The organism is Edaphobacter aggregans DSM 19364 (assembly GCF_000745965.1).
GTDB lineage: Bacteria > Acidobacteriota > Terriglobia > Terriglobales > Acidobacteriaceae > Edaphobacter > Edaphobacter aggregans.
In genome coordinates, this window is sequence record NZ_KN050790.1 from 1 (window position 1) to 12015 (window position 12015).

Sequence of the window (12015 nt, forward strand, 5' to 3'; positions counted from 1 at the left end):
CCTCGGTTCGCGGATGACCGACGCTGACAAAAAGAAAATCGAAGAAGCCCTTGCGCAACTGGCACGTCAAGTCCGGTTCCCCGAGGGGGTTTGTCCCGACCAGGCGCTACGCCGGAGTGCCACATTGCATCAACACAGCAATGCGCCATACACGTGACCTGACGGACGAACAGTGGAAGACCCTTGACCCGCTAATCCCGAAACCAAGAAAACGACGTGATGGCCGAGGGCGACCTTGAAAAGCCGCCGATCCGTCCTGAACGGTGTCCTGTGGGTATTACGGACCGGTGCGCCTTGGGCGGACCTTCCCGACCGATACCCCTCGTTCCAGACCTGTCATAGGCGCTTTCAGCAATGGGTTCGCTCTGGTGTCATGACGAAGATCATGACTGCTCTTGCGCGCGAACTCAGTGCTCAAGGCGCAATCGATGTCCGCGAAGCATTTATCGACGCGAGTTTCGCTCCTGCTAAAAAAGGGGGCGCAAGGTCGGAAAAACGAAACGCGGCAAGGGAACAAAGATCATGGCGGTCGCAGATCGTAACGGCCTGCCAGTTTCTGTTTGCGCCGAGAGTGCCACTCCCCACGAAGTGACGCTTGCCATCTCCACCTTGCTACAGATGGTTGTTCCAGACGCCCCGCAGAACTTGGATCGATGACAATGCCTACGACTCCGACCGCCTCGACACAGAACTGAGATTCTACGGCATTGAAGTCATCGCTCCACATCGACGAAACCGAAGGAATTCGACTCAGGATGGACGTCGGCTGAAACGATACCGGCGCAGGTGGAAAATCGAAAGGCTGTTTGCCTGGTTGCAGAACTTCCGGCGTCTGGTCGTTAGATATGAACGTCACGCCGAGAACTTTCTCGGGATGCTACAACTCGCCGCGTCTCTGATTCTGCTGAGGCATTTGTGAGATGGGTCCTAGGAAAGTTGAACGTCTCCGGTGCCAAGACCCCGTCGTGCTCGACGCTCAGCCGCGAAACGACCGAACTCAATCAGACGTGTCTTATCCGGATCTGCGAGGCTGAGCATTAGTGAGTTCTGCATGCCCAAAACATACGACAAATAATTACAAATTATCTACGACAAATAATGTCAAAAACAACACGCTGGGTGATTCCGGACCTGGCGGGAAAGGGGAATCGCCTACGCATTGTGACGGTGCAGGCGGCGGTGAAGGTGCGTATCGAGGAGTGGATCGTAGCCGCAGACCTATATCAAGGCAGGATCTTCCGGCCGATCAACAAGGGGGATCGCATCGCCGGCGAGTGCATCGCGGAGGAAAAGGCGATCTGGCATGTCGTAGTCCACTACGGCCGCCGACACCCCGTCGCCGTCGTCGGAATATCAGACCCTGGGAGCTATTTCGGAAATTAAAACACGCCAGGCGCAAAATTGACCCAATAGAATCAGCCACTTGCGAGATGCGAAATGAACAATCCGGATCACTGTCTGTTGCCTGTCAACCGTTTATTTTCAACGCGGATATTCTCTTAACGGACGCTGTATGGTGACGAATGGAAACAGATTCGGTGACCTTTTCCGAGCACTGGAGAAATCAAGCTCCCAGCGCGCCTACTTGCCTGAGAGGTATAACCGCAGACCGACCGTTGCGGCGACGGGATACCCTGGAGTGGCATGGATGCGAGAGACGGCCGCGGCAGTGGGCGAGACTCGGGATTCGAAGTAGTTCTGCGTCTCGTAATACCGCTTATTGGTGAGATTGTCGATCGACAAATTCAACTCGATGCTGTGTCGCAATTGCTTCGCCATACTGAAGTCCAGCACACCAAATCTCGAAGCAACGACGAGTGGTCCGTCGCCTGTCAAACGATAGTGATTGCCATAACGATAACGCAGGGATCCGCTCCAGCCGCGCCAATTAGCTAAAGACAACGCGGCATTTCCAACTGCGTGCGGCGCGCTATCTATGTAGACGCGAGGGAAAGTGCCGCGGTAATACGCATTGCTCACAGCTGTCACACCACCGTTCAGCGCAAGGGTCTTGGTAAGATGGATTGCCGTTTTGGCTTCCCAGCCATAGGAACGGCTCGGGCCTTTGAATTCAATGGATCCATCGTCAGGTACGTAAACCTGCTCACTGGAGCGGTCGATCAGAAACCAGTCAGCGGTGCCCGAAAATATTCCCTGATGATAGGCTGCTCCCCACTGAAAGAAATCTGTAGTTGAAACTTTGGGCGATTGCGGATACAGAATAATGCCGCGCGCATCCTGGCTTGAGATCCCTCGCCCGTAATTGCAGTACAGCGTAAGCGGTAGGCTATGCGACGGCGTGTATGCAAGATTGACTTTGGGTTGCGGAGCAACTACAGTTTGAGCGCCTCCCTCTGTCGAATCCACCAGACTAGTCGTCTGAAAGCGGAAGCTGTCCATACGCAAACCCGCTTCAGCATAGAGACGGTCTCCCCACAACGCAATTCCCTCCTGCAAGTAACCTGCAGCATTGGTAACGCGCACTTGGTTTGAGCTGTTAATGGCGAAGGTGTGGCGATCGGCGGTGTTGTATGTTCCCACCTTGATCTGGTTGTCGTGAAAATTACCGCCAAGGGTCAGTACTGCCTGCCTGTTGAAAAGCTTATGAGCGTGGAGGTACTGTGCGCTCGCGCCTTCCTGCAAACGAGAGTCATGCTGCTGAATCTCGTCTCCCTGTACTGGATTATTCAAATAAAAAGTGAAGTTCGACCACAGATCAAATAGTGACTTGGATAGAAATCCGTCTATCTTTAGCACGTCTCCCGATGGAAATTCCTGTCGGAAGTAAAGTGCTCCAACTCCACTAAGAACGTGGCCGCCATCAGCGGGATCGATGTAACCGAAGCGGTCAAGTTGCTTGTCTGCGACAAGATCAAGAGGGATCTGCCCCGATGAATCAAACTTGTTAGTGCCGAAGTTGAATTTGAATCCTATTTGCCGCTCATGTCTGATTTGCCGCGTTATGTTTCCGGTAATGTTGTTCCGCAAATAATGCAGCGGATTGAGGAATGGGCCGTCGGTGTAGGATCTCTCATAAGCCACTAACACCTCGGTATTCTTAAGTTCGGGGCTGAAAGCAGCAAACACCCGCCTGGAATGAAACGTACCTCCCTGTACTCCGAATGTGTATCGGTTCGGCAGCGATTCCCGTGTCCGGATGTGAACAACGCCCAACCCGGAGAAGTCTCCGTATTCCGCGCGAAAGGGTCCGTTTACAACCTGCACTTCGTGGATGAGCTCCGGAGAAAGTGACTTCAACTGTCCGAGGTATCCCTGCCCGTGGCCTTGCGATGTCTGATTTTGCTGAATGTCGTCCACCAGCACCTTCAGGCCACCGCTGACGCCGCCGTGATCTAGATTGAACCCGAAGCGGCGTATCTCGACAGACTTACCGCCGCCCTCGTGCTGGCCGGCATTGATGCCGGCATCGAGAATATGGAATATCTGATCATCACGACCGAATAGCGTCTTATTGAAGACCGTCGTGTCCTTGTTCTCAACCGCGGGATCTGGCGCTCCCGCCGATATCACAATCGACTGATGTACGGGAGGGATTTCATAGTCTACTTGAATTTGGAGCGGCCCGGTCTCTGCACCGCCTACGCGGACGGGATCGCTGTGCAGGAAGCGCCCGCTTACTACGATGGTAAAGGGGCCATCCGGAACGGAGAGATGAAATGTACCAACCCTGCTGGATTCGGTCTGTAGCTGCTGGCCATTGGGAAAAAGCACAGTCACTGTTGCTGAAGGAACGAACTCATGGTTACTGGTAACCACAGTTCCCGAGATTTCGCGCGCCCGGCATGATATCGTGGCAATCGCTAGAAGAAGCATAGCGAACAGCAACAGCCTAAGCGTCCGAATCGTAGCGCGGAGTTGTGCGGTAGCAATGTACATAGGTCTCGCGGCCTTTGTCTCTGCATATGTCTGCCATCAGGAGCATGCACACTATCGCTTCATGGAGGCATTGCCGAGGCTTTTCAATAAGACCGATGCCGGCTCCGCTTCGATTGTCGTTCGTTCGGATGATGCGCGAAGGTATTTTTCCCCGGCTCGTTGATCCCCGCACTTCAGAGCGATCTCACCAGCATGGCGCAGCAGTGTTGCATCACGGATTCCGACTTGCAAAGCACGTTCACTTTGCCGCCGCGCTTCCTCGTATTGTCCGTTCACAAACAGTGCCCATGCATATGCATCGAGGGTGAAAACGTCGTGCCGGCGGGCAAGCTCCCGTCTGGCAACTTCGAGCGCTTTGGCAGGTTCATGTGCAACGTTGGCATAGTAAAACGTCAGCTCGTGATTCGAATTGTCCGCCTTCGCGCTCTCCGCCAATGACTTCTGTTCGAACTCTGCATACGCCTTCCTCGCGTCATCTTTTCGTCCGGCCACTTCCATTGCGTGCGCCAGATCGAAAAGGTTCTCTGCATGAGGTGCTACCCGATAGCGCTGATCAAGAAGGCCGACGGCTTCGTTGTAGCGCTTTTGCAGGATTCGAACCTTAGCCAGATTTGCTAACGCATAGTGATATCCGGGGAACAAATCCAATGCCTGGTTCAGTGATTGTTCCGCGCCCGAGATTCGTCCTGATGCAAGATCCAGGTGGGCAATCTGGGTCAGTATCCAGGCGCGGTCTTCCACTTCAGCTGGAGGCGTAGACTGATAAGCCATCTGCATCAACTCGAGTGCGCCGTCCAGGTCGCCAAACAATTCACGCAGATACGCAGCGCGAGTCACCCCTGGCATATTTCCCGCTTTGAGGTCGAGCATCTTCTGCGCGGCTTTTTCGGCTTCGTCGTAGTTGCCGAGCTCGACATTGGCATCCGTCAGGAATCCGTATGTCATGATGTCGCCGGGGATGCGCTGACTCAATTTCCGCGCTGCCTCACGGGCTTCTGCGAACTCATGTTTCCCCAGCAGCAGCCACACCTCTATCCGCTCTGCGCCAGGATTCGCGGGCGCAATCGCAAGCGATTTCTGCAATGCTTCCTCTGCGCGCTTGTAGAAAGCAACGTCGGAGGTCTCCCGAGCGCGGCGGGAAAGTGCAAAAGCCAGTGCGTTATATGCATCGCAGTTATTCGGGTTCTTATCGATGAGCTTCTTCGCTATCGCCATGCTCTGTTGCGCAGGCGACATCTTGACCGACGTTTCGGAGTGAGCGTTCTGAGCGAAGCTCGCAATTGACACCAGCAGCATCACAACGATGGCTTTCATACTCACCTCTTCTCGTGGTTCGATTTTCGATGACGCTTGGCTGGTACTCCCACCCTGTCCTCACCCAGGGTGGGAGTGCCAGGGGTACGTTAACTCAACGGACAGACACCTCCTGACTGTCCATCGCACCCAACCTGGGTTGGTCCGACATGGTGACTGTCACGACCGCTGTGTGCCGGCTGCACATACGGGAATGTGGTTCCATATCCCGCATCATTGACATTCACCCCATCGCCAATCCGGGTTCCAAACATGGCCGGGTCTTTCAGAATGCCTCCAACGGCACGCGACGCGATGTCGACAACGTCATCACTCAATCGCCTACCGTTGGGGAACCCGCCAAAGTCGCCAGCCAGTACTCCTAACCTCTTCTGCTGGCCAACTGGAGTTAGAGGGATTCCGGTGTTCAGACGCAGCAAATCAGCGATCGGCCCTGCGTCTCCTGGTTCGCATCCCGGGCAGAGGGGAGCCTGGTACTGAACCAGAGGCAGCAGGTCGTTGCGCGGCGCTGCAGGAACAGGAATGCCTAGTGACTGGAACAACTGGGCCAGCAGCGGATCGAGGAAAAAGTTCGCAAACTGCTTGTCGTTCTTCGGCTCTTCCACACTAAAGCTATCTTTGAATCCCGTGCCGATGAGCAATTCATTGATCAGCGGATTGGCTTCGCGTTGTACCTGTACAAACCTTCCCCCGGACAGCGTGGGCCCTGCTTTGCCCACCTGCCCTGGAGGACGTCGGATCGTGATCTCAGGCCTCGAAGTTGTGCCCCAGGTTCCGATCACCGCACTCTTGTCATTTGCAGGATGCTGTTTTCCATCGGACGTCAACAGGTCGATGGGAACCTCCAGAACGATGGAGTTCACGTTGAACCCCGCCACAGCATCGGGCGCGTAGTTCCTAGTGTCGTCAGCGTCGACTGTCGGAGACAGCACGCCACCGACTCCCATGCGGAAGTTAAGCGAATCAAAGGCCGCTCCAAGATCGATGAAGAACGGATCATCTACCGTGCCGGCAAAAACGCGGATGTTTTGGCTTAACTGGTACGTTCCCCGATCGAACAATCCCTGGTAGTTCGGCATTGTTTTTGGCCCAACATTCGAGGGCACGGCGAACAGCATGTGGCCGTCTGTCAGGTCTCTGGCGACGCCCTTCTTGACCATCGTCACTGAATACGTTTGTCGAAGATTCAGGCCTTCTGAACCTGGCCCGTCAAGAGAGGTAATTGGAGGAATGCCTGCAATACCTCCAGCAAATCCGGTGAAAACACTGGGCTGGCGAATCTCTGTCTTGAATCGAAACTGAAACGTAACATCTTCAATCCCGTCGCGATCGTTATCGATCTTCATCTCATATAAGACATTGGGGTCAAACGGAAAATAGTTGGGACCATTTGAAGGCTCCAGGAATGGGTCGACGTTGAGAATCATGGTTACCCGGTCAGGGTGGTCGAAGCTGACGAACGCATACCAGTCAGTAATGTCGGCGGTATGGTCCAACGCCGTGATCGGTGCTTCGCGGTGGCTGGAAGCAAAGCCGCTGGGCGGCACCACCAGAAGCAGCGATATCACGAAGGCCAACATGGCTTTGAGACGCTGCATAGACAACTCCTCGGTAGTGAGTGTGACGAAGCGAACCGTGCAGTCCGGGAGTAGATCCCTCATCAGGACGGCAGCATTTTCGTCCACAGCACTAGTACGAGGCAGGTTGAATTCTGGATTGGTTGTGAAAATGGATTATTGGTGTGAAGCGTAGAAAAGGAGGTCCGCAGTGGTTGCAGCTGGCCTCGCTTCGCGCTAAGACTTTACGAGGCCGACCAACAGTGGACTTGTCGTAGGAGCAGGCGAGCCCTGTCTCGGTTCTACTGTAACCGCAAAACCCTTCGCCTCAGCGCCGGAAGGAAGTTCTGCGTAAAGCATTTGCGCATTGCCACTCGCATCAGGCTTGAAAAGACCGGCGGGAATAGGAGCTGCGCCAGACTTGGGCAGCAGCCAAAGCTGATACGTCTTCTCTGTAGGAAGCTCGGCCAGGTTGCTGGCTACCAGCAATACAAGGCCCTTATTTTGATCATAAGTTGTATGTGCCTCAGGTTGTGGATGCACCTGCGATGTCACCAACGTGAAACGAATCGAATTCGGCGATTTCAGTAGTTCCGCAATTTGTCGAGCCTGCTGTGATTCCGCTCGCTCCTGTTCAAGGTTTGCCTGCATGGTATCTATATTTTGGTGCAGCCTACGTACTTCTCCGCGCTGCAGCAGAACGATTCCAATCAGTGCAACAGTTAGAGTGCCGGCGCATGCAAATGCCCATTTCCACAACGAAGACGGTCGAGCACTGACATGAGTAGTCTCGTTACGGATCGCGGCCATCAGTCTCGCTTTCGAACCCGCAGGCGGCTGTGCCAAAGGCGAATCCCCAATTGCTAGCAGACCGAGGTCTCCCCTGACTTTTTCGACTTCCAGCCGGCAGGCGGCGCAATCTTCAACATGCGCGTGAATCTGGGCAAACTCCTCCGCATCCAGCGTTCTCATTGCGAACAGCGCGAGATGTTCCGGATCAACGTGATCGAGTGTTGATTGGTTTGTCATCTCTCGTATGCTTTCCGGATCGTCATCAGTGCAGACCTTATTCTCGTCTTTATCGTGCCCAGCGGCTCCTGCGTTGCGGCCGCTATTTCTCCGTGTGTCATGCCATCGAAAAAAGCCATCTCGACCGCGCTGCGCTGCGCTGCAGGCATCTCTTTTAACATATTTCTAATTTTCTCGGCGACTGCATTTCGTTCCGCTTCGGTTTCTATATTCGCGGGCGATATCAGAACCACTTCCTCCGGATCGATTCGCGGTCTCTCACGACGCGTTCCGTCGATGGCACGATTGCGAGCAATTACCGCAAGCCAGGAAGCAAAATTCCCGCGGGCCGAATCAAACTTTTCTGGCGAACGCCATAATTGAAGGAAGATGTCGTGAAGGACATCTTCGGCTGCGCTGGGATTCCTCAACACCCTTAAAGCCACTGAATATACCAAAGGCGAGTAACGATCATACAAGCGTGCGAATGCATCCTGATCGCGTTGCCTCGTCCGCGCGATCAGAACTGCGTCATCGCCATCGGCTTGAACGCCATCCATGCCGGATGACTCCAATCTCGTCTCTCCTTGGTTACGTCCAACGCTCGGCCTCAGACTTGTAGGCGGAGAGATGTTTGAGCTAACTACTGTGACACTACAGGTGGTCCGGGCGCAAGAGATTTCGCGCGTTTTCTGGGGATTTATCTGCGTACACAAATCTAGCCGAGTTCAAATGAGCGCATTGCCCTGAATGAGTCATTTGAGAACCGGGTAAGGCAGGCTGAGGCGCCACTCTCATCCGTTCCACCAGCACGCCGGAAGCCGCGTCACACCTTGGCCAACGACATCAGCCGGCCTGACTGGAGCGCGTCCAGCGACTCGCTCGGACATCGAGACTTTGAGTCTCTGCTCCACAGCCGAAAAGCAAACTGGTTTCAGCCAGATGACATTGGCGGCGTCTCGCAGTTTCACCCGACCGATCCGCAGATTCTTGCCAACTATGAGGCCGTACTTGCCGCAGCGAAACCTCACCAGAAGTATCTGTGCGATCAGCTCGGAATCAGACCTGAGGAATACACGGCGTGGCTGGCCGCGTTGTTCATGACACTCTTTCGCCCAGCTCCAAACGAGCCGAACATCATGGAGTGCATCATCAAGGGAATTTTCGAACTGCCTTCAGGCTACCCGATGGTCTGCGTGCATCGATATGACAGCAAGGATGCCGATAAAAGATGTCTGTTATCTGACCGCGGCTACTCTATACCATTGGGGCAGCCACAACACCTCTCGTTCTCCTTCAATTTGTGTTCGAACGCATTCATTATCTATGTATTTGCTTCCATTGATGCTCTTGACCTGACCAAGTAACCACCAACGGTGATCGACTCGTATAGGGCCCAACCTAAAAGCGTGCGCGTCATACCATTCATAAACGACTTCGACGCGCTGGCTCGGTACAACCGGAATGTGGTTGTCTACGATGCAACCGTGCATCGTTCTTAGCCATTCTCCAGGAACGGCGAGGAAGAGTCAGTATTCTGGCTTCAGCGGTATCTCCTGAAACGCCGCATTCTAACCAGAGGTGGCGTCGCGCTTGGCCTATTACTAGACCACGGCAATATGATCTTTGCGCCCCGAGGTTGTTCCTCTCCGGGCCGCCCTGTATTGTCCGCGAATGCCTTGGCACCCTCACTTGCGTGGTCGGCATCGGTAATGTTACCGTTCGTCCATTCGATCGAATGGCAATGTCAAGCACTAAGGCGCTCACGGGACTTCGCGTCGCAGTCGGTATCCTGTTCGTCATTTTTGGTGAATACAAAGTCTTTGGAGCACGGTTCACGATCGGCGGTGGCTTTCAGTATTGGATCAATCGCTTTCTCCAGGACGGAGCCTATCCGTTCATGGTTCCTGTTCTCAAGACCTTCGTTCTCCCTCATGCTACGCCGATCGCGTTCTTGGTGGCTTACAGTGAGCTGGCGATCGGAATCGCGCTCACGCTTGGCATTCTGGTCCGTCCTGCGAGCATTGGCGGTGCGATTTACATGTTCACCTTATTGCTTTCGGCCAATTACCCGGGACCACACGCCGCTTTTTGGCAGTACTTTGGCGCCTCGTTAGAGCACCTCGTGCTAGCACTCTGCTTCGCATCATTCGCATCAATGAAACAGGAAGAAATTCTGTCGATACGTACTTACCTCCGGTCTCATCGGTCGACGTGAACCCTTCATCCACACAGACAAATCCATCATAAGGAACAGCAATTGCGGGTGAGTCTGACCGCGAAAGGACTGGATTGGAAAACCGCACAAGAGAAGTGCATCAGCAGGTCTTTTGTGCTGTGGGGCGTGACTATAGCCAGTGGAATTCCCTAATCAAAGACATCGTCAAAGCGCGAGAGAGCATTCGTGCGCTTCGCTCACCGCAGTAGAACGAGCACACTACGCTCACTCAATGCCGATTCTCATCGCGTTTCCCTGCTGATCGCGTCAAGTACTCACAATCGGCCATAGATTGCGCTGCATGATGGAATTTTTGATGCTTCCCGCCTGTGCCGATCCGAGGCTCTGATGTTCCCGAAACCGTTCTGGCATGGCCGGCCTCGGCGAACGTCGAAGACATCTCCTCCGAGATCTCGAAAATCGGCGTGCCCTCTCAGTTGTTGCATAATCTCTAGCACCTCGCCCGGGCAGGTCGGGCCGGTGGCTGGGCCTCCTTTCTGCGCGACCGAGATATCCCGCTGTCGACTGCGGACCGTTACGTAAAGCAATATGAGGTTTCTCTGACGCCCTCAACCGGAAAGCTCATCACTGAGGAGATTAAAGGTACCTACCAAGAAAGAGATTTCGAAGTTGGTCAAGAAGCTGGAGCCCAAGCTGAGGAGCGTCCTTACCACGCCGGAGTCAGTGACTCAGTTTATGGCTGAACTGGGAGCCCTTCTTAATTGCTCAGGATCCCCGGCGTAGTCACATTTCCTAACAGCGGCGCCCGGCGGTGCTTCGGGCGCTTCCTTGCCTTCGTCAATGAGCAGACACTTGGGCCCCATCGTACAGTGAGCAGTGGATCAAGTTTGCAAATTATCCAAGAACTCGGATGCCGGGTCGGCACTCGTCACGAACAGATGATCTCGCGCTCGAGTACATGCAACGTAAAGCAGGTGCCGTTCGGTGTTGTAGACGTCCTCGAGGTCCGCATCATCGACAACCATTTCGATCCGCTCCTGCAGCGGGATCACCTCGTCGTCGCAAGCCATTACAGCAACAGCCTGGAATTCCAAAACCTTAGCCAAGTGCACTGTACTTATCGACACGCGACCATTAGTTGTTTCAACCGTGTCGTCGAGCACCTCAAAGTCCAAGCGTGCCTCCTTCACGGCGGCTACTAGCGCGGTCCATCTCAGATGACGACCTGACAAAGATGGACATCTCGTGAGGCAGAATGCCATGTTTAGCGAGGCCCTCAAGCCACTGTCCTACGGCTTTACCCTCCGGTGCTGCAGTGGGCAAGCCGCGTCGAACCGAATCTGGATTGGCCCACTTTGACCGAATGGAACGGTCAAAGTAGACCAAGCCGGAGTAGCTACCCCATCCCGTGAACGATTACGGCGCGACGAGTTTCCACGCCTGCGCTGCCGTTCCATTGCAGGTGTAGATATCCAGTTGCACACCGTTTGCGGTCGAGGCGCCCGGAACTCCCAGGCAAAGACCGCTGCCCTGGCCTACAAAGTTGTAGTAACCGTTGCCCAGCGACACCGCCTTCCATTCCTCGTTGGGGCTTCCAGCATAGGTCCACGTCTGTATGAAGCTGCCATTGGTGGTGCCATTGTTGGTCACATTCCAGGTTTGGGCCGGAGCATTGGCGTTGGCGACGTAATAATAGCCACTGGCGGTCCCGATCTCGAACTCCCACTGCTGGTTGGGTTGGGTGCTGTAAGTGCCGTTGCCGCAAGCCCACTGCTGCACGGCGGTTCCATTCGTTGTGCCCGATCCGGTGTCGTCGATGCAGGACCCGCTGTTCTTATTGACGATGTTGTAAAAGACACCGATGCTCAAGGCATCAAAAGCGGCCGAGTAGAGGTTGTAGCCGCCGTTGTCTTGGTTCCACGTCAGGACTTGCTGGCCCGCGGGCAGTGTGAGGCTGGCCGTCACGTTCGTCCACGTCTGCCAACCGCCCGTCGCCGGAACATTGACAGCACCGGTCAGGTTTGTTCCCGAGGAATTCGACAGATGGAACCCACCGGTCGC

General features: G+C 54.6%; 10 protein-coding genes and 1 pseudogene. 4 read left to right on the plus strand and 7 right to left on the minus strand.

Annotated elements, in window-relative coordinates; genetic code table 11:
* Positions 1 to 140 precede the first annotated feature (140 nt).
* Positions 141 to 919 (plus strand): annotated as a pseudogene (locus tag Q363_RS39805) (IS5 family transposase).
* Positions 920 to 1098: 179 nt separating this feature from the next.
* The gene (locus tag Q363_RS33935; RefSeq protein ID WP_157468202.1) at positions 1099 to 1383 is read left to right on the plus strand and encodes a hypothetical protein; all 285 of its coding nucleotides are present in this window, start codon (positions 1099 to 1101) and stop codon (positions 1381 to 1383) included.
* Between the two features lie 198 nt (positions 1384 to 1581).
* On the opposite strand, the gene Q363_RS33940 is transcribed toward Q363_RS33935, so the two are convergent.
* The 5 genes from Q363_RS33940 to Q363_RS33960 all read right to left on the minus strand — a co-directional run bounded on the left by Q363_RS33940 (position 1582) and on the right by Q363_RS33960 (position 8350).
* Positions 1582 to 3897, minus strand: coding sequence for a TonB-dependent receptor (locus Q363_RS33940; protein ID WP_035359435.1), 2316 nt, complete (start codon positions 3895 to 3897; stop codon positions 1582 to 1584).
* Between the two features lie 51 nt (positions 3898 to 3948).
* Positions 3949 to 5211, minus strand: coding sequence for a tetratricopeptide repeat protein (locus Q363_RS33945; protein ID WP_035359438.1), 1263 nt, complete (start codon positions 5209 to 5211; stop codon positions 3949 to 3951).
* 89 nt (positions 5212 to 5300) lie between these two features.
* Positions 5301 to 6809, minus strand: a complete 1509-nt coding sequence (locus Q363_RS33950; RefSeq protein WP_035359439.1) for a DUF4331 domain-containing protein — start codon at positions 6807 to 6809, stop codon at positions 5301 to 5303.
* Between the two features lie 195 nt (positions 6810 to 7004).
* Positions 7005 to 7796: an anti-sigma factor gene (locus tag Q363_RS37300; RefSeq protein WP_051979725.1), complete on the minus strand. Its 792-nt coding sequence runs from the start codon at positions 7794 to 7796 to the stop codon at positions 7005 to 7007.
* Positions 7793 to 8350, minus strand: coding sequence for an RNA polymerase sigma factor (locus Q363_RS33960; RefSeq protein ID WP_245632657.1), 558 nt, complete (start codon positions 8348 to 8350; stop codon positions 7793 to 7795). The genes Q363_RS37300 and Q363_RS33960 overlap by 4 nt, the downstream gene beginning before the upstream one ends.
* 258 nt (positions 8351 to 8608) lie before the next feature.
* Here Q363_RS33960 and Q363_RS33965 point away from each other — a divergent pair, with 258 nt between their 5' ends.
* Positions 8609 to 9142, plus strand: coding sequence for a hypothetical protein (locus Q363_RS33965; RefSeq protein ID WP_051979726.1), 534 nt, complete (start codon positions 8609 to 8611; stop codon positions 9140 to 9142).
* 377 nt (positions 9143 to 9519) lie between these two features.
* Positions 9520 to 9993 (plus strand): DoxX family protein, encoded by a 474-nt coding sequence (locus Q363_RS33970; protein ID WP_245632658.1) that lies wholly within the window; start codon positions 9520 to 9522, stop codon positions 9991 to 9993.
* 842 nt (positions 9994 to 10835) lie between these two features.
* On the opposite strand, the gene Q363_RS33975 is transcribed toward Q363_RS33970, so the two are convergent.
* Together Q363_RS33975 and Q363_RS33980 are read right to left on the minus strand one after the other, a co-directional pair.
* Positions 10836 to 11129 (minus strand): 3'-5' exonuclease, encoded by a 294-nt coding sequence (locus Q363_RS33975; protein WP_035359444.1) that lies wholly within the window; start codon positions 11127 to 11129, stop codon positions 10836 to 10838.
* Between the two features lie 241 nt (positions 11130 to 11370).
* Positions 11371 to 12015 (minus strand): RICIN domain-containing protein (locus Q363_RS33980; RefSeq protein WP_169747243.1); only part of this gene is annotated, 645 nt, incomplete at its 5' end.